Source organism: Salmonella sp. 2020_1459, from assembly GCF_043847915.1.
GTDB lineage: Bacteria > Pseudomonadota > Gammaproteobacteria > Enterobacterales > Enterobacteriaceae > Salmonella > Salmonella enterica.
On record NZ_JBCMFA010000002.1, the window covers coordinates 231,929 to 255,590 of the forward strand.

Annotated in this window: 20 protein-coding genes and 1 pseudogene; 7 read left to right on the top strand and 14 right to left on the bottom strand. The window is 53.2% G+C overall.

Features of this window, described 5'->3' with window-relative positions; all coding sequences use genetic code 11:
* Window positions 1-8 precede the first annotated feature (8 nt).
* The 4 genes from oadA (at window position 9) to ACH0VJ_RS06050 (ending at window position 5,537) form a co-directional block, all read left to right on the top strand.
* Window positions 9-1,778, top strand: coding sequence for a sodium-extruding oxaloacetate decarboxylase subunit alpha (gene oadA / locus ACH0VJ_RS06035; protein ID WP_000150404.1), 1,770 nt, complete (start codon window positions 9-11; stop codon window positions 1,776-1,778).
* A gap of 15 nt (window positions 1,779-1,793) precedes the next feature.
* On the top strand, window positions 1,794-3,095 hold the full coding sequence (locus ACH0VJ_RS06040) for an oxalacetate decarboxylase subunit beta (RefSeq protein ID WP_000444905.1): 1,302 nt from the start codon (window positions 1,794-1,796) through the stop codon (window positions 3,093-3,095).
* A gap of 134 nt (window positions 3,096-3,229) precedes the next feature.
* Complete coding sequence (locus tag ACH0VJ_RS06045; RefSeq protein WP_031606551.1) at window positions 3,230-4,849, top strand: sensor histidine kinase; 1,620 nt, start codon at window positions 3,230-3,232, stop codon at window positions 4,847-4,849.
* 1 nt (window position 4,850) lies between these two features.
* On the top strand, window positions 4,851-5,537 hold the full coding sequence (locus ACH0VJ_RS06050; protein ID WP_000377415.1) for a response regulator: 687 nt from the start codon (window positions 4,851-4,853) through the stop codon (window positions 5,535-5,537).
* A gap of 21 nt (window positions 5,538-5,558) precedes the next feature.
* Here ACH0VJ_RS06050 and rihC read toward each other — a convergent pair whose 3' ends face one another.
* From rihC to ACH0VJ_RS06090, 8 genes are all read right to left on the bottom strand, one after another.
* Window positions 5,559-6,479, bottom strand: coding sequence for a ribonucleoside hydrolase RihC (gene rihC, locus ACH0VJ_RS06055; RefSeq protein WP_000127274.1), 921 nt, complete (start codon window positions 6,477-6,479; stop codon window positions 5,559-5,561).
* A gap of 15 nt (window positions 6,480-6,494) precedes the next feature.
* A complete protein-coding gene (locus ACH0VJ_RS06060; protein WP_000516325.1) occupies window positions 6,495-7,697 on the bottom strand; it encodes an XAC2610-related protein in 1,203 nt (400 codons plus the stop codon).
* A 199-nt stretch (window positions 7,698-7,896) separates the two neighbouring features.
* Window positions 7,897-8,847 carry a 4-hydroxy-3-methylbut-2-enyl diphosphate reductase gene (gene ispH / locus ACH0VJ_RS06065; RefSeq protein ID WP_001166428.1) on the bottom strand — a complete coding sequence of 317 codons (951 nt, stop codon included), beginning with the start codon at window positions 8,845-8,847 and terminating at the stop codon, window positions 7,897-7,899.
* Window positions 8,848-8,849: 2 nt separating this feature from the next.
* Window positions 8,850-9,299, bottom strand: a complete 450-nt coding sequence (gene fkpB, locus ACH0VJ_RS06070) for an FKBP-type peptidyl-prolyl cis-trans isomerase (protein ID WP_000047269.1) — start codon at window positions 9,297-9,299, stop codon at window positions 8,850-8,852.
* Window positions 9,300-9,453: 154 nt separating this feature from the next.
* Window positions 9,454-9,954 carry a signal peptidase II gene (gene lspA, locus ACH0VJ_RS06075; RefSeq protein WP_000042736.1) on the bottom strand — a complete coding sequence of 167 codons (501 nt, stop codon included), beginning with the start codon at window positions 9,952-9,954 and terminating at the stop codon, window positions 9,454-9,456.
* The gene (gene ileS, locus ACH0VJ_RS06080; protein ID WP_001674865.1) at window positions 9,954-12,788 is read right to left on the bottom strand and encodes an isoleucine--tRNA ligase; all 2,835 of its coding nucleotides are present in this window, start codon (window positions 12,786-12,788) and stop codon (window positions 9,954-9,956) included. Before ileS ends, lspA begins: the two co-directional genes overlap by 1 nt.
* A gap of 44 nt (window positions 12,789-12,832) precedes the next feature.
* On the bottom strand, window positions 12,833-13,771 hold the full coding sequence (ribF, locus tag ACH0VJ_RS06085) for a bifunctional riboflavin kinase/FAD synthetase (protein ID WP_000767311.1): 939 nt from the start codon (window positions 13,769-13,771) through the stop codon (window positions 12,833-12,835).
* 7 nt (window positions 13,772-13,778) lie between these two features.
* Window positions 13,779-13,994: a DUF2575 family protein gene (locus tag ACH0VJ_RS06090; RefSeq protein WP_001726890.1), complete on the bottom strand. Its 216-nt coding sequence runs from the start codon at window positions 13,992-13,994 to the stop codon at window positions 13,779-13,781.
* 105 nt (window positions 13,995-14,099) lie between these two features.
* Here ACH0VJ_RS06090 and rpsT point away from each other — a divergent pair, with 105 nt between their 5' ends.
* The 3 genes from rpsT to ACH0VJ_RS06105 all read left to right on the top strand — a co-directional run bounded on the left by rpsT (window position 14,100) and on the right by ACH0VJ_RS06105 (window position 18,271).
* Complete coding sequence (gene rpsT, locus ACH0VJ_RS06095; RefSeq protein WP_001518655.1) at window positions 14,100-14,363, top strand: 30S ribosomal protein S20; 264 nt, start codon at window positions 14,100-14,102, stop codon at window positions 14,361-14,363.
* Window positions 14,364-14,818: 455 nt separating this feature from the next.
* Complete coding sequence (locus ACH0VJ_RS06100) at window positions 14,819-16,192, top strand: MFS transporter (RefSeq protein ID WP_000099989.1); 1,374 nt, start codon at window positions 14,819-14,821, stop codon at window positions 16,190-16,192.
* Window positions 16,193-16,231: 39 nt separating this feature from the next.
* Window positions 16,232-18,271, top strand: coding sequence for a TIM-barrel domain-containing protein (locus tag ACH0VJ_RS06105; protein WP_001116452.1), 2,040 nt, complete (start codon window positions 16,232-16,234; stop codon window positions 18,269-18,271).
* 54 nt (window positions 18,272-18,325) lie between these two features.
* Here ACH0VJ_RS06105 and nhaR read toward each other — a convergent pair whose 3' ends face one another.
* From nhaR to ACH0VJ_RS06135, 6 genes and pseudogenes are all read right to left on the bottom strand, one after another.
* The gene (nhaR, locus tag ACH0VJ_RS06110) at window positions 18,326-19,225 is read right to left on the bottom strand and encodes a transcriptional activator NhaR (RefSeq protein ID WP_000062872.1); all 900 of its coding nucleotides are present in this window, start codon (window positions 19,223-19,225) and stop codon (window positions 18,326-18,328) included.
* A gap of 61 nt (window positions 19,226-19,286) precedes the next feature.
* Window positions 19,287-20,453, bottom strand: a complete 1,167-nt coding sequence (gene nhaA, locus ACH0VJ_RS06115) for a Na+/H+ antiporter NhaA (RefSeq protein WP_000681340.1) — start codon at window positions 20,451-20,453, stop codon at window positions 19,287-19,289.
* 162 nt (window positions 20,454-20,615) lie between these two features.
* Window positions 20,616-20,843, bottom strand: a pseudogene (locus ACH0VJ_RS06120) (arylsulfatase); the annotation flags it as partial.
* Window positions 20,765-21,022, bottom strand: coding sequence for a hypothetical protein (locus ACH0VJ_RS06125; protein ID WP_000528983.1), 258 nt, complete (start codon window positions 21,020-21,022; stop codon window positions 20,765-20,767). The gene ACH0VJ_RS06125 and the pseudogene ACH0VJ_RS06120, both read right to left, overlap by 79 nt.
* Before the next feature lie 118 nt (window positions 21,023-21,140).
* On the bottom strand, window positions 21,141-22,394 hold the full coding sequence (locus tag ACH0VJ_RS06130) for a hypothetical protein (protein ID WP_000457885.1): 1,254 nt from the start codon (window positions 22,392-22,394) through the stop codon (window positions 21,141-21,143).
* Between the two features lie 17 nt (window positions 22,395-22,411).
* The gene (locus ACH0VJ_RS06135; RefSeq protein WP_001189145.1) at window positions 22,412-23,608 is read right to left on the bottom strand and encodes an anaerobic sulfatase maturase; all 1,197 of its coding nucleotides are present in this window, start codon (window positions 23,606-23,608) and stop codon (window positions 22,412-22,414) included.
* Window positions 23,609-23,662 lie beyond the last annotated feature (54 nt).

Here is a 23,662-nt window from a genome sequence, read left to right on the forward strand (position 1 = left end):
AGGGATCCATGACTATTGCCATTACCGACGTCGTCCTGCGTGACGCCCACCAGTCCCTGTTCGCCACCCGCCTGCGCCTTGACGATATGCTGCCGATTGCCGCCGCGCTCGATGACGTGGGCTACGGCTCGCTGGAGTGCTGGGGCGGCGCCACCTTTGACGCCTGTATCCGTTTTCTCGGCGAAGACCCGTGGCTGCGCCTGCGCGAACTCAAAAAAGCCATGCCCAAAACCCCGCTGCAGATGCTGCTGCGCGGCCAGAACCTGCTCGGCTACCGCCACTACGCCGATGACGTGGTGGAGCGCTTCGTCGAACGCGCGGTGAAAAACGGCATGGACGTGTTCCGCGTCTTCGACGCCATGAACGACCCGCGCAATATGAAAGCCGCCCTGCAGGCGGTGCGCAGCCACGGCGCGCACGCCCAGGGCACACTCTCCTACACCACCAGCCCGGCGCACACGCTGCAGACCTGGCTGGACTTAACCGAACAGTTGTTAGAGACCGGTGTTGACTCGATTGCGATTAAGGACATGTCCGGCATTCTCACCCCGATGGCCGCTTTTGAGCTGGTCAGCGAAATCAAAAAACGTTTTGAGGTGCGCCTGCACCTGCACTGTCACGCCACCACCGGGATGGCGGAGATGGCCCTGCTGAAGGCCATCGAGGCGGGTGTTGACGGCGTCGACACGGCGATTTCGTCCATGAGCGCCACCTACGGCCACCCGGCCACCGAAGCGCTGGTGGCGACGTTGGCAGGTACTGAGCACGACACCGGGCTGGATATCCTGAAGCTGGAGAGCATCGCGGCCTACTTCCGCGAGGTGCGCAAGAAATATCACGCCTTTGAAGGCCAGCTGAAGGGCTACGACAGCCGCATCCTCGTGGCCCAGGTGCCGGGCGGGATGCTCACCAACCTGGAAGGCCAGCTGAAGCAGCAGAACGCGGCGGACAAACTCGACCAGGTGCTGGCGGAAATCCCCCGCGTGCGCGAGGACCTCGGCTTTATCCCGCTGGTCACCCCGACCTCGCAGATTGTCGGCACCCAGGCGGTGCTCAACGTCCTGACCGGCGAGCGCTACAAGACCATCGCGAAGGAAACCGCCGGGATACTGAAGGGCGAGTACGGCCACACGCCGGTGCCGGTGAACGCCGCGTTACAGGCCCGCGTGCTGGAAGGGGGCGCTCCGGTGACCTGCCGTCCGGCGGATTTACTCAAACCGGAACTGGCTGAACTGGAAGCGGACGTGAAGCGCCAGGCGCAGGAGAAGGGCATTCAGCTTGCGGGAAACGCCATCGACGACGTGCTCACCGTGGCGCTGTTCCCGCAGATTGGGCTGAAATTCCTCGAAAACCGCCATAACCCGGCGGCGTTTGAGCCACTGCCGCAGGCGGAAGCCGCGCAGCCGGTGGCAAAAGCAGAGAAGCCTGCCGCTTCCGGTATCTACACCGTGGAAGTGGAAGGCAAAGCCTTTGTGGTGAAGGTCAGCGACGGCGGCGATATCAGCCAGCTCACTGCGGCTGCACCTGCTGCCTCTTCTGCTCCTGCCACCGCCCCGGCAGGCGCCGGCACCCCGGTCACCGCGCCGCTGGCGGGCAACATCTGGAAGGTGATTGCCACCGAAGGCCAGACGGTGGCCGAAGGCGATGTGTTGCTGATTCTGGAAGCCATGAAGATGGAAACCGAAATCCGCGCCGCGCAGGCCGGGACGGTACGCGGTATCGCGGTGAAGTCCGGGGACGCGGTCTCCGTCGGCGACACCCTGATGACGCTGGCGTAAGGACGAGGAGCGGAAATGGAAAGTCTGAACGCCCTGCTTCAGGGGATGGGGCTGATGCACCTTGGCATCGGCCAGGCCATCATGCTGCTGGTGAGCCTGCTGCTGCTGTGGCTGGCGATTGCGAAGAAGTTCGAGCCGTTGTTGTTGCTGCCGATTGGCTTCGGCGGCCTGCTCTCCAACATCCCGGAAGCGGGTATGGCGCTGACCGCGCTGGAGAGCCTGCTGGCGCATCACGACGCCGGGCAGCTGGCGGTGATTGCCGCGAAGCTCAACTGCGCGCCGGACGTGCATGCCATTAAAGAGGCGTTAGCGCTGGCGCTGCCGTCGGTGCAGAGCCAGATGGAGAACCTGGCGGTGGACATGGGCTACACGCCGGGGGTGCTGGCGCTGTTCTACAAAGTGGCGATTGGCTCCGGTGTCGCGCCGCTGGTCATCTTCATGGGCGTCGGCGCGATGACCGACTTCGGCCCGCTGCTGGCGAATCCGCGCACCCTGCTGCTCGGCGCGGCGGCGCAGTTCGGCATCTTCGCCACCGTGCTGGGGGCGCTGACGCTGAACTACTTCGGCCTGATTTCCTTCACCCTGCCGCAGGCGGCGGCCATCGGCATTATCGGCGGCGCGGACGGCCCGACGGCGATTTATCTGTCGGGCAAGCTGGCGCCGGAGCTGCTGGGGGCCATCGCGGTGGCGGCGTACTCGTATATGGCGCTGGTGCCGTTAATCCAGCCGCCGATTATGAAGGCGCTGACCACGGAGACGGAGCGGAAAATCCGCATGGTGCAGCTGCGCACGGTGAGTAAGCGGGAAAAAATCCTGTTCCCGGTGGTGCTGTTACTACTGGTGGCGCTGCTGCTGCCGGACGCCGCGCCGCTGCTGGGGATGTTCTGCTTTGGCAATCTGATGCGCGAAAGCGGCGTGGTGGAGCGTCTGAGCGACACGGTGCAGAACGGTCTGATTAATATCGTGACCATTTTCCTGGGGCTTTCCGTTGGCGCAAAACTGGTGGCGGACAAGTTCCTGCAGCCACAGACGCTGGGCATTCTGCTGCTGGGTGTGATTGCCTTTGGTATCGGGACGGCGGCCGGGGTGCTGATGGCGAAGCTGCTGAACCTGTGCAGTAAGAACAAAATCAACCCGCTTATCGGTTCGGCAGGGGTGTCGGCGGTGCCGATGGCAGCCCGCGTATCGAACAAAGTGGGGCTGGAATCAGACCCGCAGAACTTCCTGCTGATGCACGCGATGGGCCCGAACGTGGCGGGGGTTATCGGTTCGGCGATTGCCGCCGGGGTGATGCTGAAATACGTGCTGGCGATGTAATAGTGGATGGGATACGCATGTCGTATCCCATTTTCATCCAAATTTTTTCTGAAAGAAAAGTAAGTATGAACTGGTTCAGGTTCCGGTGATGCCGAATGCAAGAAAATACCGTAATTAAATATCTAAATACCAATATGTTTATACGGGAAATTACACGCTGGTTTGCCAGACGCTCGTTTCAAAACCGGATATTTCTACTGATCCTGTTTACATCCACCATCGTGATGCTGGCAATCACCTGGTATCTGACCGATATCACGAAAGAGCGCCTGCATTATCAGGTGGGCCAACGTGCGCTTATTCAGGCAATGCAAATATCCGCTATGCCAGAATTAGTTGAAGCCGTAGAGGCGCATGATTTGTCACGCATCAAAGCGCTGATTGACCCAATGCGCTCGTTTTCGGACGCGACTTACATTACCGTTGGCAACGAAAAAGGTCAGCGACTGTATCACGTCAACCCGGATGAGATCGGCAAATATATGGAGGGCGGTGATAGCGACGACGCTCTGTATAACGCTAAAAGCTACGTATCTGTGCGCAAAGGTTCATTAGGCTCTTCCTTACGTGGTAAATCCCCGATTCAGGACAGTACCGGTAAAGTCATCGGTATTGTTTCCGTCGGCTATACTCTGGAACAGTTGGAGAGCTGGCTTAACTTACAAATCAGCTCGTTGCTGTTCCCGATGGCGTTACTGCTGCTGGTACTGTTGTACTGCGCCCGCCGCTTCTCGCTGCATATTAAAAAGCAGATGCTTAACATGGAGCCGCAGCAGCTTTCACAACTATTAATTCAGCAAAGCGTGTTGTTTGAGTCGGTATTTGAAGGGTTGATCGCCATTGACTCCCATCACCGTATTACCGCTATTAACCAAACGGCTCGCCGCTTACTGAATCTGAGCCAACCGGAGTCTGAACTCATTGGCTATGCAATCCACCATGTCGTGTTGCCGGAGGCCTTCTTTTACGATGCGCCGCAAAAAAACAAAAAAGATGAGATCGTCACCTTTAACCAAATGAAAGTCATCGCCAGTCGCATGGCGGTCATTATTGACAACCAGCCTCAGGGCTGGGTTATTAGCTTTCGCAACAAAGACGATATCAATACACTCAGCCTGCAGTTAAGTCAGGTGCGGCAATACGCCGATAACCTGCGCACTGTGCAGCATGAGCATCGCAACCTTATTTCCACCATTGCCGGACTGCTGTTCCTGAAGCGCTACGATAATGCGCTGGCGCTGATTCAGCAGCAGTCGGAAAGCCACCAGAAAGTACTCGATTTTATTTCCCATAATTTCCGCGACCACCACCTTGCGGGGCTATTAATCGGTAAATATTATCGGGCAAAAGAGCTGGGGCTGGAGCTGATTTTCGATCCTTCAAGCTTTGTTGAACACCTGCCGTCATCGCTCTCGCATAATGAATGGATTTCGATTGTTGGCAATTTATTGGACAACGCCTATAACGCCACCCTGCTCAATCGCGAAGGCTCGCGACAGATTGAGTGCCTGATCAACAGCGAAGGTAATGAAGTCATTATTGAAGTTGCCGATCAGGGATGTGGTATTGACGAAAATATCCGCCAGCATATTTTCGAGCGTGGAGTGACCACCCACAATAACGGCGATCACGGAATTGGATTATGGTTGGTGCACAGCTACGTCAAGCAGGCCAATGGCGACATTATCGTCGATAACAATAATCCTTTTGGCACCATTTTTACCCTCTATATCCCTTTTACCAGAGAAGAATAACATGGATAGCATTACGACACTCATCGTTGAAGACGAACCGATGCTAGCGGAAATCCTGGTGGATACCATCAAGCTTTTTCCCCAGTTTTCAATCGTCGGCATCGCAGACAAACTGGAAAGTGCGAAGAAGCAAATACGCCTCTATCAACCACAGTTAATTCTATTGGATAATTTTTTACCCGATGGCAAAGGGATCGATTTAATTCGTCATACCATCAGCACCAACTACACAGGGCGAATTATTTTCATTACCGCCGACAATCATATGGATACCATCAGCGATGCCTTACGCATGGGCGTATTCGATTATCTGATTAAGCCGGTACATTATCAGCGCCTGCAGCATACCCTGGAGCGGTTCACCCGTTACCGCAGTTCGTTACGTTCCAGTGAGCAGGCAAACCAGACGCACGTTGATGCCTTATTTAATATCCAGGCCAAAGAACAAACCGCAGAACCGAATAGCGGACTGCGGGGAATTGATGAAAACACCTTCAACCGGGTACGACAAATATTCGCCGACCCGCAGGCAGTACATACAGCAGACACTCTGGCGCAAATTCTGGGCAGCAGTAAAACCACTGCCCGACGCTATCTGGAACAAGGCGTGAAAAATAACTTTCTCGAAGCGGAGATCAGCTACGGAAAAGTGGGCAGGCCGGAGAGACTCTATCGCGGCAAAGTATGAGATTATGGCGCCAACATGTAATTACGGCGCATAGGCAAACACCTCAGCCACCCACTGACGAAAACCGTCCACATCCAGCGCCAGCGCCACCTGCGCGTTGGCGGGCTGCCCAAGACGCCCTTCAATATCTACCACCGTGGTACCGGCGGTATATTGCCCCTGCGTTTCTACGGCCACAAAACAGGATTGCAGGGTAAAAAGCTCCGGACGCACCAGCCAGGCGATCGCGCAGAGATCGTGCATCCGGACGCCAGTGCGCATACTACCACTGCGATAATGGTTGAACAGGCTGTGCAACATCTTACCGGTACGATTAAGCGCAGGCAGTTTATTCAGAAAATCTGGCGAGAGCATTGCCTGATTCGTGACGTCCAGCCCACACATCACAATCTCCAGACCGCTGCGGAACACCAGCGCCGCGGCCTCCGGATCGACAGCAATGTTAAATTCAGCATTAGGCGTAAAATTGCCGCGCCCTGCGGAACCGCCCATCAACACCAGACGGCGAATGTTACACGCGCACTCCGGATAGTGCATCAGTAGCAACGCAATATTGGTCAATGGCCCAATCGCCACTAATGTCATGGGCTCCGGGGCGTTCATCAACACATCCCGGATAGCGATAAACGCAGGCTTCGCCAACGGTTGGCGCTGATGGTCGACAAAATCATAGCCTTCCATACCGGATTCGCCGTGGACGTATGCCGCATCGCGTAACGGACGCAGCAGCGGCGTCGCGGCCCCTTGTGCAAGTGGCACATCGGCGTCCCAGAAATGCAGAAGCTGCAACGCATTACGGGTCGTTTTTTCAACCGAAACGTTGCCGGCAACGGTGGTTATTAGTTGCAGATCCAGCTCGGGGGCGAACAGCGCAGCGGCAATCGCAGCCGCGTCATCAATGCCCGGATCGGTATCAAGAATAATGTGTAGGGATGCTGTCATTAACGCTCTCCTGACCTATTGTTTTATATCTTCATACTCAGCGCGACTGATACAGGTATCAGGCACATCGTCATCCGTCACCAGACGCGGACTTAGCTTATCACCTTCGATAAACGGAACTAATGGGCAAAAACGCCCTGGCGATGCTTTGTTTTCCTGCCACTGAATCTCAAGCGATTCGGGCTCAGCGCCGGGTTTTTCTGCCTGAATCACGGTACGAACATTACCGGTTAGCCAAAAAGGTTGACACGTCTCATCAAGGCTAAAAGGCGGCGTCAAATGACCATTTTTACGTACTAGCGGATAAATAATACGCCCATCAGCGTAGGAAGGTGTCATGTAGCAGTTATACATTTTGCCTTTACTTATCACAGGCTGAAAGTAGCTTTCACCGCGATCGATCAGTTCAATCGTTTTTCCTTTCCAGCGATACACATTGACGCCATGGCTGCAGCAACCGCCGCGCCAATAGCTGACAATCTGTTTATGTTCAGCATCGATCTCTGGTGAAGTGATTTCCTGATAAGACGCTGGCGCATCAACATAACGCTGTTTGGCGGGGTCATAGAGCCATGTTTGAACTGGAGCATTCGGCCCTGCAAGTAACTCTGTTACAATCGACAGATCCGGGTAGCCATCAAAATTGACATCCCCCCATTGAGGCATAAACGGGCTACAAGTGCCCACCGAGGCGGTATCTAAGGTCTGTATGAGTTTACCATCACGGTATAATTTTATCGCCGAAATGGCCGGCGTATTGCCGCAATCAATCTCTTTGGAAGGGTCGTAACCCCCTGCATCATTCGTGTTCGTGACCAGCACAATATCAGGGGAGTTTTTAGGTTTGTAATAGATAAGGGCAACAGGAAAATGTCGTTTTTTATCTGCGGACGTCCATTCGCCTTTAATCTCACTGCTGGAGATTTCCGCATTCCAGTAACCCGAAAGCGCCTTTACGCGTTCTTCAAGATGCACCTCTTTATCCTGGAGTGAGCCGCGTAGAACAATCACTGCCTTGTGCTGATTGCAAGGTTCATAGCAGTAATACCCATTAAGAGAGTTACCAAATCGCGTGATATTAACGTTTACCGGTTTCCCCGCGATAGTCCCGGTATAGTTTCGCTCCCAGGCAGGTAGCTCCAGCACCGTGGCGCTTGTTGCGTCCATCCAAAAGCCGATGGCGAGTAACGTTGGCAATCCATATTTTATTTTGCCCATTTCCCTTATCCCTGTAGGCATTACAACCAAAAAACCAGCAACGATTGTGCTGGTTTTTCAGATGAATAGCAAAAAGGTGGGGCATTAGCAACGGATGACGACTACGCCTTATTCTTCCTGTCGCACATTGAATATCAAAAGAAATTCTTAAGATCTGGTCAACGTAGCGTCATCAGGCAGATTTCTGAATTGTGAAATCTTATTCGACCTCACGAACATCCACACGCAGCTCTTTCGGCACTTCAAAAACAATATTTTCTTCGCGCCCCTCAAGCGTGACGGCTTCGCCGCCGCCAAACTCGCGCAGACGCGCAATAACATTCTGCACCAGAATATCCGGCGCGGAAGCGCCAGCGGTGACGCCGACGCAGGCGGCTTCTTTCACCCACGCCTCCTGGATATCCGCCGCATCGTCGATAAGAAACGCGGTTCTTCCCATCCGTTGGGCCAGTTCCGCCAATCGGTTAGAGTTAGAAGAGTTTTTCGAGCCGACCACCAGCACCACGTCAGCCTGCTCCGCAAGCGCCCGCACCGCTTCCTGACGATTAGTAGTGGCATAGCAAATATCGTCTTTGCGCGGGCCGACGATTTTCGGAAAGCGTTTACGCAGCGCATCAATCACATCGGACGTATCGTCCACGGAAAGCGTGGTTTGCGTCATGAAGGAGAGCTTGCCTTCATTTTTGACATTCAGCGTCCAGACGTCCTCTGGCGACTCAACCAGGTACATCCCCCCTTCCGGGTTGCTGTACTGACCCATGGTGCCTTCCACTTCCGGGTGCCCGGCGTGGCCGATGAGAATAGATTCTTCACCGCGACGGCTGGCGCGCGCCACTTCCATATGGACTTTCGTCACCAGCGGGCAGGTGGCGTCAAAAACGGTAAGATCGCGGCTTTTCGCCTCGTTACGCACCGCCTGGGAAACCCCATGAGCGGAGAAGATCAGAATGGCGCCATCCGGCACTTCGCTAATTTGCTCTATAAAGATCGCCCCGCGCTGGCGCAGGCTGTCCACTACATAGCGGTTATGCACGACTTCGTGCCGAACGTAAATTGGCGCGCCGTAAATGGCGAGCGCATTTTCAACAATGCTGATAGCGCGGTCTACCCCGGCGCAAAAACCGCGTGGGTTGGCCAACAGGATCTGCATGTTTATGCCTCCAGCGCCGGATCGATTTCCAGCACTTCAATATCAAAGTGAACGGTATGCCCGGCCAGCGGATGGTTAAAATCAACGGTAATCGAGTCGCCGTTGATTTCGCGAATCACGCCAGGCATTTCGCTGCCATCCATTGCGGTAAAAAGCATAATCGCCCCGACTTCCGGTTCGCCCGCCGCCATAAACTCACGGCGTGAGAAATACTGGATCAAGTCCGGACTGGGGACGCCAAACGCGGCGTCAGGCTCCAGCGAAAACGCTTTCTTTTCCCCTTCTTTCAACCCCAGAAGCTGCTGCTCCAGACCTTCGGAAAGCGAGGTATCGCCAAGACGGAACAGGGCTGGCTTGCCGTTATTGCGGGTAGATTCCGCCGTTGAGCCATCATCCAGTTTCAGGGTGAAGTGAACGAGGATCGCGCTGTTGCTCTGTACGGATTTAGACATGCAAATTGCTCACGTGTTTTGCCCGGAGGCATAAAGAACGATAAAACCGTAGGCCGGATAAGGCGTTTTCACCGCCATCCGGCACCACGTTTGCCTGATGGCGCTGCGCTTATCAGGCCTACAAAACCGGATAAGCGCTACCCGGTATTTACGCTTATGCCTGTTCTTTCGCTGTCGGCTTCGGCAAAAAGCCTTCCAGTACAATCAGCGCCGCGCCGATACAGATCGCGCTATCGGCAAGGTTGAACGTCGCGAAATGCCAGTCGCCGACGTAAAAATCGATCATATCGACAACAAAGCCGTGCCACAGGCGGTCGAACAGGTTACCCAGCGCGCCGCCGATGATTAACGCATAAGCGATGTTATTCAGCTTCTGCGTCGCTTTCGAGCGATACATCATCACCAAAAGAATTACGCAGATCCCTATCGCAATCCCGGCAAAGAACCAGCGCTGCCAGCCGCCGCTATCCGCCAGGAAGCTAAAAGCCGCGCCGTAGTTACGCGCATAATGCAGATTAAGCGACGGGAACAGCCCTACCGTATCCCCCAGAGCGAAATTCTGGAGGATCAGGTACTTGCTGCCCAAATCGATAATCAGCACGACTACTACCAGCCATAGCCAGCGTAGTCCTGTTGAACAGAGTGGTTTACTCATCAGGCAAATTTACGTTGTTCGCCATTACCGGCGATGTTGCTGACACAGCGTCCGCAGATATCTGCATGTTCCGCCACCTTGCCGACATCAGTAGTGTAGTGCCAGCAGCGCGGACACTTATCACCCTCGGCACGCGTTACCACTGCCTGAACTGTCGTATTACCAGCATTGTACTGAATATTTTCATCATCAATACCCCCCGCTTGCTCAGAAATCACGAACTGGGAAGTAATGAAGATAAATCTGACCTCTTCACCCAACAGTTTTAGCTTCTTGATCGTACCGTTAGCATCGTCAGCATATTTCAGCGTCACTTTTGCTTCCAGGTTCGATTTGATGCCATTGGCTTTCTGATTTTCCAGCTCTTTGTTGACCTGGTCCTTGATATAGCGGACATCGTCCCAGAATGCGTCATTAAATTCTTCATTCTCTTCCAGGCCAAACAACCCGTCGTACCATTCGCCGGTGAAGACATATTTTTCACGCTCGCCCGGCAGGTAGCCCCAGATTTCATCAGCCGTGAAGGACATGATCGGCGCCATCCAGCGAACCAGCGCTTCTGCGATATGATACAGCGCAGTCTGGCAGCTACGACGCGCGACGCTATCAGCCTTCGCGGTGTACTGGCGGTCTTTGATGATGTCGAGGTAGAACGAACCCATTTCAACGGAGCAGAAGCGCATCAGGCGCTGTACCACCTCATGGAAGTCGTAAGCTTCGTATGCCTTCAGAATCTCTTGCTGCGCCGTTTTCGCGCAGCCCACCGCCCACCTGTCCAGCACAACCATCTCTTCCGGTTTGACCATATCGGTGGCCGGATTGAAGCCATTAAGGTTCGCCAGCAGGAAGCGCGCGGTATTACGGATACGGCGATAGCTGTCGGCAGCACGTTTCAGGATTTCGTCAGAGACCGCCATTTCGCCGGTATAGTCAGTAGACGCTACCCACAGACGCAGGATATCCGCGCCCAGTTTATTCATCACATCCTGCGGCGACACGGTGTTACCGATGGACTTGGACATCTTGCGCCCCTGACCATCGACGGTGAAGCCGTGAGTCAGTACCTGGCGGTATGGCGCTTTGCCTTTCATCGCCACGCTAATCATCAGGGAGGACATAAACCAGCCGCGATGCTGGTCAGACCCTTCCAGATACATATCGGCAGCATGACCGGCGAATTCCGGACGTGCATCAACCACGGAGTAACTGGTGGAACCGGAATCAAACCAAACGTCCAACGTATCCGGAACTTTCTCGTATTGATCGGCATCTTCGCCGAGGATCTCTTTCGGGTCGAGATCCCACCACGCCTGGATACCGTCAACTTCGACGCGTTTCGCTACCTCTTCCATCGCCGCCAGAGTACGCTCAATCGGCAGCAGCTCCTGCGTTTCTTTATGCACGAACAGCGACATCGGTACGCCCCAGGTACGCTGACGTGAGATACACCAGTCAGGACGGTTAGCGACCATTGATTCAATACGCGCCTGACCCCAGTCCGGGATCCACTGAACGCCTTTGATCTCTTTCAGCGACTGTTGACGAAGCCCTTCTTTATCCATGCTGACGAACCACTGCGGGGTCGCGCGGAAAATGATCGGCGTTTTGTGACGCCAACAGCACGGATAGCTGTGCTGCATTTTTTCGACATGCAGTAGCGCGCCTTTTTCTTTCAGCAGTTCAATAACGATATCGTTCGCTTTGAAGACGTTAACACCGTCAAGCGTTGGATATGTGCCTGGCAGGTAAGCGCCGTCCGGGCCAACCGGGTTAGCGGTTTCCAGGCCATACTTTTGACCGATCACGTAGTCATCCGGGCCGTGACCAGGGGCGGTATGTACCGCGCCGGTACCGGCGTCCAGGGTGACGTGATCGCCGAGGATCGCCGGCACGTCAAAGCCCATAAACGGATGGGTAAAGCGCAGCAGTTCCAGCTCCGCGCCTTTAACGGTGCCGAGAATGGTGTATTCAGCCGCGCCAATACGCTGCATGACGCTTTCAACCAGATCTTTCGCCAGAATCACCGCCTGGCCGTCAATCTGCACCAGCGCATAATCAAAGTCCGGCGCCAGGGAGATGGCGCGGTTAGCCGGTAGTGTCCACGGCGTGGTGGTCCAGATAACCAGCGACACAGGGCCGCTCACGCCCGGCAAACCAAACTTCGCTTTCACCGCATCCTGATCGACGGCGCGGAACGCCACGTCGATAGACGGCGACGTTTTGTCGTAATATTCAACTTCCGCTTCCGCCAGCGCGGAACGGCAGTCAACGCACCAGTGCACCGGCTTAGCGCCTTTGTGCAGATGACCGTTTTTGATAATTCTGCCCAGCGCGCGGATGATGTTGGCTTCGGTTTTGAAGTCCATGGTCAGGTACGGATGCGACCAGTCGCCCAACACGCCCAGACGAATGAAGTCTTTACGCTGGCCGTCAACCTGCGTAGCGGCATATTCGCGGCACTTGGCGCGGAATTCAGCGGCAGTGAATTTCTCGCCCGGCTTACCGAACTCCTGCTCGACTTTCAGCTCGATAGGCAGACCGTGACAGTCCCAGCCCGGCACGTAAGGCGAGTCAAATCCCGACAGTCCTTTGGACTTCACGATAATGTCTTTCAGAATCTTGTTAACTGAGTGACCAATATGAATGCTGCCATTCGCATATGGAGGGCCATCATGCAGAATGAAGGTTTTTTTGCCTTTTTTGGCCGCACGAATGATGCCGTACAGATCATCATCGGTCCAACGCGCCAGCATTCCCGGTTCACGCTTGGCGAGGTCGCCGCGCATCGGGAACCCTGTTTCCGGCAAATTCAGGGTCGATTTATAGTCACTCATCAGATTCTCGGTTCCGTATTTCGGTTTGATAAACACCGTCAGGGTTACACCTGCCCGGCTAGCCCAAAAAACTTGCGGGCCGTTAACTCATCGCGTGCGATTTGCGCTTTTAGCTCATCAAGCGACGCAAATCGCTGCTCATTACGTATCTTTTTACGCAGTATTACATCTATATGGCGACCGTAGAGGTCCATTACAACATCCAGCAGATGCACTTCCAGTTGTTGACGCACGCCAGCCACCGTTGGACGAGTGCCAATGTTCGCTACGCCGGGTAACGGCTTATCGCCAAGCCCGGTGACTTCCACCGCATAGACCCCTTTGACCGGGGAGACCTGACGGCGCAGCGGTAAGTTCGCCGTCGGGAAGCCAATGGTACGTCCCAGCTCGTCGCCATGAACGACACGCCCGGAAATAGTAAAGGGATGTCCCAGCAGGCTTTCGGCAAGCGCCAGGTTATCCTCCGCCAGCGCCTGTCTCACTGCGGTACTACTGATACGCACGCCGCCTTCACAAAAGGTTTGGGTGCTGGAAACCGCAAAACCATACTCCGCCCCCGCCTTCTGTAATAACAAGAAATCGCCCGCGCGGCTAGCACCAAAGCGGAAATCATCGCCGACGGCAAGAAATTGCACGCCAAGTCGCTCCACCAGCAGTTCGCTGATAAACGTTTGCGCCGTCAAAGCGGCAAAGCGGCGATCGAATTTCACGCACAGCACATAGTCCACGCCGCACTGCGCAAGGTAATGCAGTTTTTCACGCAGGCGCGTCAGGCGGGCGGGCGCTTTATCCGTCGCGAACAGCTCCAGCGGCTGCGGTTCGAAAATCATGACCACCACCGGCAGACCGCGTCTGCGTCCTTCTTCCTGCAAACCCTGCAGTAGAGCGCGATGCCCCCGATGTACGCCGTCGAAATTACCAATGGTCAGCACACACCCATGCGGGGCCTGACTGAGATTATGTATGCCGCGTATCAGCTTCATGTCTGACTCAAAACAGTGAAAATCGCAAGAGTATACCTTGTACAGCGGTCAAGGTTAACCGACTATTGCCCTGATGAAACATAAAGAAGATGCTTTTCATCGCCATGCGGCAAACTCCGCCCCAAAACCCGCCGCTTAATGCAATTTTTCTCATGGAAAGGCTGTATTCACAGCACGCAAGCTGGTAGAATCCTGCGCCATCACTACGCAACGAGTGCTGCAATTTAAACGGCGCTTATTTGCACAAATCCATTGACAAAAGAAGGCTAAAAGGGCATATTCCTCGGCCTTTGAATTGTCCATATAGAACACATTTGGGAGTTGGACCTTGGCTAATATCAAATCAGCTAAGAAGCGCGCCGTTCAGTCTGAAAAGGCTCGTAAGCACAACGCAAGCCGTCGCTCTATGATGCGTACTTTCATCAAGAAAGTATACGCAGCTATCGAAGCTGGCGACAAAGCTGCTGCACTGAAAGCATTTAACGAAATGCAACCGATCGTGGACCGTCAGGCTGCTAAAGGTCTGATCCACAAAAACAAAGCTGCACGTCATAAAGCTAACCTGACTGCACAGATCAACAAACTGGCTTAATCGCCTGCTTGTTATCAGCTTTGTAGAAAAACCCGCGTAAAGCGGGTTTTTTTATGCCTGCTATCTGCCGTTTTGCTCGACAACCGCTGGCTCTGACCTCACTCGTTCACGCTCTTCCTGACCAGCCTATTTTTTCAGCTACCCCTCCCTCAGTCACGTAATACTTGAAAGTTATTTTCTTTCACTGTTTTCCTTTTCTTATTTCATTACTGAAAAAACTGTGACCACCTTAGCAAATAAAAACATCGCTCATTCAAAAACTAATAAACGCAATCCTGATGTAAGATTTAATAATTGATTGATGCCGTCGGGTTAACTACTTTTCATGTACACCTTACTTACTCATTTTAATCTGAGGTTAAATTCAAAAACGACATAAAAATAATATTCAAAACTTGCTTAGAAAGTAGAGGTTGTTTTTCTGGGCGTATCGTACCAATATCGGAGTTATCATTATGAGTTCTGTCATTGAGGATACCCAGCCTTCCGGGTCAGCATCATTGTCTTTACTACAGCGTATTAGCTACGGCTCTTTGGATGTGGCGGGTAATCTGCTGTACTGCTTCGGTTCAACGTACATTTTATATTTCTACACAGACGTTGCGGGCATTAGCCTTGCCGTAGCAGGCGTTATCCTGCTGCTGGCGCGTATTATCGATGGCATAGACGCCCCCATATGGGGGATCATCATCGATAAAACACGTTCACGCTACGGTAAATGTCGTCCCTGGTTTTTATGGTTACCGCTGCCTTTTGCGGTATTCAGTGCGCTGTCATTTTGGTCTCCAGATATCAGTATGACAGGAAAAGCCATCTATGCAGCAATATCTTATATGATTGCCAGCATTCTATTTACCGGACTTAATACACCACTCAGTGCAATATTACCCCTGATGACCTTATCTCCCAAGGAAAGACTGGTTTTAAATTCCTGGCGAATGACCGGTGGGCAAATTGGGGTTTTATTAATGAACGCGACCGCCTTGCCGTTAGTCGCTTTTTTAGGTAACGGTGATGATCACGCTGGTTTTATTTATACGGCAATTACGTTTGCCATTATATCCTGCGCGCTAACGCTCTTTGCGTTTAAAAACATTCGTGAAATGGATACGGATAAAATACAGCATGAACCTAAGTTGCCGATGAAAAAAAGTTTCGCGGCGATGAAAGGTAACTGGCCGTGGATCCTGATGGTGCTGGCTAATCTGATCTTCTGGATTGCCCTACAGCAGCGCAACACGACCATTGTCTATTATCTGACCTACAACCTCGACCGTAAAGATCTGGTACCGCTGATTAACAGCCTGGCGACGATTCAGATCCTGTTTATCATCGCTATCCCCTTCTTTAGCAAATATCTGGCTAAAACCTGGATATGGGTAGGCGGTCTGCTGGTCGCCACGTTTGGCGGCGTCATGATGTGGCTGGCAGCGGACAACATTACTTTCCTCATCGCCGCCTGGATACTCGGCAATATCGGCAGCGGTATCGCCTGCTCAATGCCGTTTGCCATGCTGGGCTTCGCCGTTGATTTTGGCGCCTGGAAGACCGGTATTAAGGCTACCGGCATTCTTATCGCCTTCGGCAGTACCTTCTGCATCAAGATGGGTAGTGGCCTCGGCACCGCTTTCGCCGCCTGGATCATGAACAGTTTTGGCTATGTCCCCAACCATGCCCAGAGTGCTGCGGGTCTGGAGGGCATTATCTGGGCCTTTATCTGGGCACCCGCCCTACTCTTCGCGCTCGCAGCGATCCCACTACTTTTCTTTCGCAAATACGAAGCGATGGAAGAGAAGATTCGCCACGATCTGGAAACCGTCAACTCATAACGTTCTTTACCTTCACCCTCGAATATGGGAGGCACCACCATGCCATTTATGCAACAAGACCCGCGTCGTCTGGTCTGGCAGCAAAACGATCGCTATTTATGGATTGAACCCTGGGGCGAGAACAGCCTGCGCGTACGCAGCGGCCGTCATCTGCCGGTAATGAGAAATGAAGACTGGGCATTGACTGAGCCAGTCGCAGAAAGCCAGTGCCACATTGATTATGAGCACCACCAGGCAACGCTGACCAACGGCAAAATTATCGCTATCGTCAATCAAAAAGGACAGGTTACCTTTTACCGCCATCCACACAAACCCCTGTTGCAGGAGTTCTGGCGCCTGCGGGGCGAAATTGGCGAGGATGAATCATCTCACGGCCAGTACGTCAGCGCACTCAACCTTGAGGGACGCGAGTTCCGCCCTATTCAGGGTGGGAAATATTCACTGAAAGCCCGCTTCGAGGCCACCGAAGGGGAAAAAATTTATGGTATGGGGCAGTATCAACAGGCCAACCTGGATCTCAAAGGATGCGTGCTTGAGCTGGCGCAACGTAACTCCCAGGCCTCAGTACCGTTTATGCTCTCCAGTCTGGGCTACGGATTTTTATGGAACAACCCGGCAGTCGGACGCGTAACCTTTGCCCAAAACGTTACCGAATGGGAAGCGCAGGTCAGCGAACAGCTGGACTACTGGATCACGGCTGGCGATACCCCGGCAGAAATTAGCCGGGCTTACGCGCTGGCTACCGGCACGCCGCCGATGATGCCGGACTACGCCATGGGCTTCTGGCAGTGCAAACTCCGTTATCGTACGCAGGAAGAGCTGCTGGAGGTCGCCCGCGAATATAAGCGCCGCAATCTGCCTATCTCAGTGATCGTAATCGACTTCTTTCACTGGCCGAATCAGGGTGACTGGATGTTCGATGCGCGCGACTGGCCCGATCCTGATGCCATGATTGCCGAGCTGAAATCGCTGGGAATTGAGCTGATGGTCTCCGTCTGGCCGACGGTGGATAACCGTACCGAAAGCTATCGGGAGATGCGCGAAAACGGCTGGCTGGTACAAACGGAACGTGGCTTGCCGATCAATATGGATTTCCTCGGCAATACCACTTACTTTGATGCGACTCATCCGGGCGCGCGCGACTACGTCTGGGGCAAAGCCAAACGCAACTATTACGATAAAGGCGTGAAGTTATTCTGGTTAGATGAAGCCGAACCTGAGTTCAGCGTTTACGACTACGACAACTATCGCTACCATGCCGGGCCGGTACTGGAAGTGGGCAATATCTACCCACGTATGTACGCTAAAACCTTTTTTGACGGCATGAAAGCCGATGGCGAAGACCAGGTTATCAACCTGCTACGCTGCGCCTGGGCCGGCAGTCAGAAGTACGGCGCTCTGGTCTGGTCTGGGGATATTCACTCCTCGTTTAGATCGCTGCGCAACCAGTTTGCTGCCGGACTCAATATGGGAATCGCGGGGATACCGTGGTGGACGACGGATATCGGCGGTTTTCATGGTGGCAATATTCACGACCCGAAATTCCATGAATTGCTGATTCGCTGGTTCCAGTGGGGCGTCTTTAGCCCGGTGATGCGTCTGCACGGCAACCGCGATCCGCAGATTTTACCCGCGCAACCATACCGGGATGGTATCGCCCAGTGCCCTACAGGTGCGCCGAACGAGGTCTGGAGCTACGGTGAGGAAGTATGCGACGTACTGACAGGTTGCCTGGCGTTGCGAGAAAAACTCAAGCCCTATATCAAAGCGCTGATGGAGGAAACCCATAAGCACAATACGCCAGTGATGCGCCCCCTGTTCTTTGAATTCCCCGAACAGGAAACAAGTTGGGCAATCACCGACCAGTATTGTTTTGGTCCTGACCTGCTGATCGCCCCCGTCATGCATGAAGGTATGCGCGAACGTGATGTCTGGCTACCGGAAGGGGAAACATGGACGGATCTTGCGACCGGTGAAAGCTATTCAGGAGGGCAGACGCTGCATTACGCTACGCCACTGAACAGAATTCCGGTGTTTATCCGCGAAGGTGGGCAGTACCGTAGCCTGCTGAACTTGTAGAATGATTCCGGCTGCGGGCTAGTTCCGCAGCCGGAAGTATTACAGTAGGTACGTCTACTGTAGCTTAAACAATGCCGAGTAGTCCGCATTGCAAATACGCTGCACCGCCGGATGCTGGATCATTCTCTCGGCAAAAATCGCATGATATTCTTCCATGACATTCTCCACGCGCCCAATCTCTATTACCGACTCATCGGCATAAAAATCCAGCGAATAAAGGCTCGGCGCCACAAAAATCGCATCGTGCGTCGCGCCAAACGCCTTCATTAAGGCCGCGTCATCAAATTCGCCGAGGATCTCAACCTGCAACCCCTGCGAATTAAACCAGTTCAACAATTTACGCCCCAGCATCGAGCGCCGTCCCGGCACCAGCAAACGTCGCTCTTCCAGGCAGGCAGGGAACGCTTTTTCGGGAAGTGGATTCGTACACCAGAAACTGACGCTACATTCGCCGATTTTGACTGAGAATAGCCCCTCCTGCTGCGTGGAATCTATCGGGCAGTCGGAGATAATCATATCCAGCTTGTGCTGGCTGAGCTGTTCGAGCAACATTTCGTGCGTGGACTCGAAGCAACGCAGATGTATGGGTTCGTCTACCACCACCGCCGCATCCAGAACGCTGCTGACCAGACGCTTGGATAAAGCATCGGCGACGCCGACATCAAACAACAGGTTTGATTCTTTGCGGTAATTGACGATATCCAGCATCTCCTGGCTTAGCGTAAACATTTTGTCCGCATAGCGAAAAACCAGCTCGCCCAGTTCGCTGGGTTCAAGACCGCGTCCCTTACGTTTAAATAGCTTCCCCTGTAAACGCTCTTCCAGGGCTTTAATTTGACCAGTAATGGTTTGCGGCGTCAGAAAAAGCGCCTCTGCGGCACCCACGACAGAACCTTCTTTATAGACATGCCAGAAGTAATAAAGATGGTTGTAGTTAATATGAGACATGCTCATTCCTCTCCCTGTTCAATGTCGCAAGGGAGCGATACATCGCTCCCCCTTTCCTTCGTACTGGTTATGCCGGCGCGTTCAAACGCGCGCGCAACCAGCTATACCCCACCACTGCGGAGAGCAATGAACCAATCAAAATGCCCAATTTCGCCCAGTTAATAAGTTCCGGATCGACATTGCCAAATGCCAGGCTGGCGATAAAGATGGACATCGTAAAGCCAATGCCACACAAAATGCCGACCGCCATGATTTGCTGATAAGTGGTCCCCTGCGGCAGATGCGCCAGCTTGAAACGCAGCGCCAGCCAGCAAAACAGGCTAATCCCCAGCGGCTTACCAATCAGCAGACCGGCAATAATTCCCAACGGCAGCATGGAGGTCAGACCGTCAATCGTGACGCCCTGAAGAGAAACACCGGCATTCGCAAAAGCGAAGAGCGGCAGGATCAGGTACGCGACCCACGGGTGCAGAACATGCTCCAGACGCTTGGCCGGCGAGCGACCGTGTTTTTCTTTCAGCGGAATAAAGAAACCGACAATGACGCCTGCCAGCGTCGCGTGAACGCCGGACTTCAGTACCGCCGTCCACAGCACTGCCCCGACCAGAATATATACCCCTGTCCGTCTGACGCCGCACAGGTTCAGCAGCGCCAGCACGGCAATCGCGAACGCCGCCACGCCCAGCGATACGATAGAAAGATCGCTGGTATAAAACAGTGCGATAATAACGATGGCGCCGAGATCATCGATGATCGCCAGCGCCATCAGGAATATTTTCAGCGCCAGCGGAACCCGGCTGCCCAACAGCGCCAACACGCCCAGCGCAAAGGCGATATCCGTCGCGGCAGGAATAGCCCAGCCCTCGCGAGTGACCGGATCGGAGTAGTTAAAGGCCAGATAGAGCAATGCCGGTACAATCATCCCGCCGATGGCGGCAATCACCGGAAAAGCGGCCTGGCGCAGACTGGCTAACGAGCCTTGCATCAGTTCGCGCTTAACTTCCAGGCCAATCAACAGGAAAAACACGGCCATCAGCGCATCGTTGATCCACAGCAGCATGTTTTTGTTGATTTCAAGCGCCCCAACCCGTAGCTGAACCGGCGTCTCCAGAAAATCATGATACCATCCACTGGTCGCGCCCATATTGGCCATCAGCATAGCCAGCGCAGCGGCGATGATGAGAATGATGCCCCCAGAGGCATCGCTGCTAAAAAATCGGTGCAGATGTTTCACTTTTTATTCTCTCAATCAGGTGAATTCTTCGAATCTACTATCTTACCTCGCCTGACTCATCGTTAAAATTAGATTATATATGATGAATAGCTCGTTTTTTACGAAATGAAGTCCGACTTACGCCGGACTTTTTTAGTGCAGTCAGTCATTGATGATAGACCGCTACGCGTACAGATCCATTTTATACACCCGGAAACTGGTAATATCGTAGCGATAGCCTTCCCCGTTCGTTTCCGCGTTTTTGTAGTAACCTGACGTCATGGTCGCTTCAAAAAGCACGGTTTTCTCCGTAGGCGCAATCTCCTGTAAAATTAGCAGCCCCATCGCCTCGCTGCCCGCCTGCGGATCGATAATATCGCTCTCGCCAGGCTGGCAAGAGATGGCGCGGCCATAAGCGGATTAAGAATAATCAGCGCATTTTGTACTGTATTACTTTCTGTAATCTGGCTGAGGCTGTGCTCATAAATCGCCGTATGGTTGAGCACCATCGCATTTTGCTTATCAAGCCTCTGATTGACGGCAAGACACGGGGCAGGAAGCGTATTCTTTTGATGTTTGAACGGCCCCATGATCTCTCCAGTATATCGTTGTCGTTCCTTGCTGGAACAACGAAATAGATACGCTGGAGAGGGTTGGGCTGATAATCAAAAGCCATCGACTCAGCTCTATCACACGGCATGCGATGCGTTATCCGACCTTACGGGATTGATTATATTCATACTTCAGATAATCCAGCGTTGCCGTCACATTTGCCGGTGACAGACGATTAAGCTGCGCCAAAAAAGGATGCGCATACAGATAATTAATGAACGCCGTCGCGCCTTGTAACGTAGCATAACGTTGCTGGGTAATTTTTTTATTACCGGTGAGATTACACACCGCCATAGCATAATCGCGGGTAGAAAAAGTACGCCAGACATTGTTACGGATACCGCCGCTTAAAAACAGGCGTGGCGGAATATCTTTTTGCAGCGGCGTCGTACCGCGTTCTTTGACAAATGAAATATGGCAACGGCCCTGATGGACATGCGGCATATTCGCCATCATGCATCCCCCCAGAATAAAGCATTCATGATCGAGGTAATGCTGAACGTTTAAGGAGCGTTCGTCCGTCAGCATCCGCACCAGTTCAAAATGGCGGTAGGCAGGCAACACCGGCTTTACGATCATTCCGGAGTCATTCTTATATAACGAGGCCGGACCGTAGTCGATATCAAATAAAGTTTCGCGGCGCGCTGTAATCGCTTCCTTACGTTGCACCATATGCGCCAGCGTACCCGGAGGTAGCCGTTCTTCATAATACGACTGATACTGCCAGGCTTTATCCAGCGGCTGTGCTGAATAATTTGACGAAATCGCCACCACCCTTCCGCTTTGTTCTTCTGCCGTCACCAGAACATACAGGCTGCTGTCTCCACCGTTATAGTTCACCCTGAAAGCGCGGGTGCTGAGTGCGATATCGAAGGCCGGAAACTGCTGGCATCGCTCTGCAAGGTTTGCATTACGGGATAGTTTAAACAGCGCCCGGTTAAGACCTGTGCTGTCTAATTTCAGCTGTGAGCGGATCCCGGCAAGCGACGTCCCTTCCTCAATTAGGGTTGCCAGCTCGTCCTGTCGGCAATCGCTTTTTGCCTTTTCGGGGACGATGAACGTTTTCCGACACTGACTACACGCCATGCGGTGTTCGCCCTGAGTCGAGAAGCCGTATTTCTTTAATGAGGTGCTGCCGCAGGCAGGACACTGTTTGACCAGGCCTTTCCATCCCCGGTTTACCGTGTGGCGAAAAAGATTTAACGCCCCAGCGGAAATAACAGGAAACAGGAAACCACATTCCCGACAAAGAACATCTTTTCCCTGGCGGACATAATCCGGACTGTTCAACACGCCCAGATTTTTACATCCCGGCGTTTTACAGCAGTCCACATTAATATTGGCAAACATGCGTTCCTCCTTGAGCATTACTTAAAAAAAACAGACCGGATCTCCGCCGGTGACAGGTTATTTACGTAAAGGGTTTTCATCGCTTTCATCATTGGCGCGGTATGAGAGAAAAAGCACTGATAGCCGGCACAAAGATAGTTTTGCTTCATCGGTCCGCAAGCCGAAGGCAAAAAGCGGTGTTTAGGGCAACCGCCATAACAGGCGAATTGCCACGGGCAGGTATGGCATTCCTGCGCCATCGTGCGGCTTTTATCGAGACCAAACTGCTGGTTTTGCGCGCTATTATTCATCTGACGCAGCGGCGTGTCGTTAATATTGCCGAGCTTATATTGCGGGTAAACGAAATGATCGCAGTTATACACATCGCCATTCATTTCCATTGCAAAAGCGCTACCGCAAACGGGCGCAAAAACGCAAACCTGAGGGGGGAGTCCACACCATGCCGCCAGCGTTTGTTCAAAGAGTTGAATGCCGATATCACCAATATCTTCGCGGATCCAGATATCAAAAATGGCATTCAGGAACTTTCCAAACTGTAATCCGTCCACTGACCAGGGGGTTACTGCGGTTTGCTCGTCCTGCGGATGCGCCAGCATTCCGTCTTTATTTGCCGCTCTTTCCACTAGCGGAATAAACTGCATATAGCGGCTGCCGATAGATTTCAGATACGCATAAACCCGCTGCGGGTGCAGCATATTGCTCTGACTCACCACCGTGAGAGTATTAAATTCAACGCCATGACTCGCCAGGCATTTTATCGCCTGTTCAACTTTATGATGGGTAGGTTGCCCTGCGCGAGTTACTCGCCATTCGTCGTGCAGCGCCGCATCGCCATCAATCGAAATACCAACCAGAAAGTCATGCGCCCTGAAGAATCTCGCCCATTCATCATCAATCAGAATGCCATTGGTCTGAAAAGTATTAACGATGGCTTTTCCATTAGCATAACGTTGCTGGAGCGCTACAGCCTGGCGGTAAAATGGCAGCCCCATCAGCGTCGGTTCCCCACCCTGCCACGCAAAAATCACTTCATCCACGTCCTGCGCCGCAATATGCTGTTGCACAAACAACGCCAGCGTTTCTTCCGTCATCTTGTAATGGTTTTTTCTATCGGGATAGAGCATTTCCTTTTCCAGATAGAAGCAATATTTACAATCAAGATTACACACCGACCCGGTCGGTTTGATCATTACCTGACAGCTTTTCCGTTGCATATTTTCCGTATCCCTAAAATAAAAGAACCTGACTCAGCACGAGGGCGCTGAATC

Bases quoted from the DNA above. Each gene is read 5' to 3' on its own strand.
- ACH0VJ_RS06125 (WP_000528983.1), bottom strand. From the start codon at position 21,022: ATGGGGCCGTTCAAACATCAAAAGAATACGCTTCCTGCCCCGTGTCTT.
- ACH0VJ_RS06040 (WP_000444905.1), top strand. From the start codon at position 1,794: ATGGAAAGTCTGAACGCCCTGCTTCAGGGGATGGGGCTGATGCACCTT.
- ACH0VJ_RS06105 (WP_001116452.1), top strand. From the start codon at position 16,232: ATGCCATTTATGCAACAAGACCCGCGTCGTCTGGTCTGGCAGCAAAAC.
- oadA (WP_000150404.1), top strand. From the start codon at position 9: ATGACTATTGCCATTACCGACGTCGTCCTGCGTGACGCCCACCAGTCC.
- ACH0VJ_RS06100 (WP_000099989.1), top strand. From the start codon at position 14,819: ATGAGTTCTGTCATTGAGGATACCCAGCCTTCCGGGTCAGCATCATTG.
- ACH0VJ_RS06060 (WP_000516325.1), bottom strand. From the start codon at position 7,697: ATGGGCAAAATAAAATATGGATTGCCAACGTTACTCGCCATCGGCTTT.
- ribF (WP_000767311.1), bottom strand. From the start codon at position 13,771: ATGAAGCTGATACGCGGCATACATAATCTCAGTCAGGCCCCGCATGGG.
- fkpB (WP_000047269.1), bottom strand. From the start codon at position 9,299: ATGTCTAAATCCGTACAGAGCAACAGCGCGATCCTCGTTCACTTCACC.
- lspA (WP_000042736.1), bottom strand. From the start codon at position 9,954: ATGAGTAAACCACTCTGTTCAACAGGACTACGCTGGCTATGGCTGGTA.
- ACH0VJ_RS06050 (WP_000377415.1), top strand. From the start codon at position 4,851: ATGGATAGCATTACGACACTCATCGTTGAAGACGAACCGATGCTAGCG.
- ispH (WP_001166428.1), bottom strand. From the start codon at position 8,847: ATGCAGATCCTGTTGGCCAACCCACGCGGTTTTTGCGCCGGGGTAGAC.
- ACH0VJ_RS06045 (WP_031606551.1), top strand. From the start codon at position 3,230: ATGTTTATACGGGAAATTACACGCTGGTTTGCCAGACGCTCGTTTCAA.
- nhaR (WP_000062872.1), bottom strand. From the start codon at position 19,225: ATGAGCATGTCTCATATTAACTACAACCATCTTTATTACTTCTGGCAT.
- ACH0VJ_RS06135 (WP_001189145.1), bottom strand. From the start codon at position 23,608: ATGCAACGGAAAAGCTGTCAGGTAATGATCAAACCGACCGGGTCGGTG.
- rihC (WP_000127274.1), bottom strand. From the start codon at position 6,479: ATGACAGCATCCCTACACATTATTCTTGATACCGATCCGGGCATTGAT.
- ileS (WP_001674865.1), bottom strand. From the start codon at position 12,788: ATGAGTGACTATAAATCGACCCTGAATTTGCCGGAAACAGGGTTCCCG.
- ACH0VJ_RS06130 (WP_000457885.1), bottom strand. From the start codon at position 22,394: ATGTTTGCCAATATTAATGTGGACTGCTGTAAAACGCCGGGATGTAAA.